Origin of the sequence: Williamsia sp. 1138, from assembly GCF_002095435.2 — a bacterium.
GTDB lineage: Bacteria > Actinomycetota > Actinomycetes > Mycobacteriales > Mycobacteriaceae > Williamsia.
The window spans coordinates 1-538 of sequence record NZ_MJEJ02000002.1 but is presented as its reverse complement, the minus strand read 5'-3'; the positions used below and the strand labels follow the sequence as shown (position 1 = coordinate 538).

The 538-nt window shown below is 63.4% G+C and carries 1 protein-coding gene; it reads left to right on the top strand.

The features are described from left to right. The first annotated feature begins 11 nt into the window (after nt 1–11). Nucleotides 12–536: an MSMEG_0572/Sll0783 family nitrogen starvation response protein gene (locus BH683_RS00010; protein ID WP_094647160.1), complete on the top strand. Its 525-nt coding sequence runs from the start codon at nt 12–14 to the stop codon at nt 534–536. Nucleotides 537–538: the final 2 nt, after the last annotated feature.

Sequence of the window (538 nt, the reverse complement as noted above, 5' to 3'; positions counted from 1 at the left end):
CAGGAGTCCTGATGTCTGAGATCGACCAAGCCATTGCCGAGAATATCAAGAAGTCCCTCGCCGAGATCCCGCACCCGTCGCTGCCCAAGGGCAGCAACATCTACGGCAGCACCAAACTGTTCCCCGATTACCAGGCCGAGGACGGCGAAACCTACTTCACCCTGGTCCACGGCATCGCCCACGAGTCGTCGGTGAGCTTCGTGGCCGTGTTGCAGGCCACCCGCGCCCTGCGCAAGGGTTTCGAGTCGGCCATCTACTTCTACGGACCGGGTGCGATCAACTGCCTGGCCACCCGCGGCTTCCCGACCACCGGTGATTCGGGATTCCCGGGCGAGCAGAACATCAACGACTCGCTCGCGACGTTCATCGGCGAAGGCGGCACCGTCTACTGCTGCCGCTTCGGACTCGCCCTGCACGGCGGCCGCGAAGAAGACCTCATCGAAGGTGTCATCCCCGCCCACCCACTCGATGTGCAGGACGCGCTCATCCACTACGCCCGCAAGGGCGCCATCATCAACTCCACCTACATGGTCTGAGG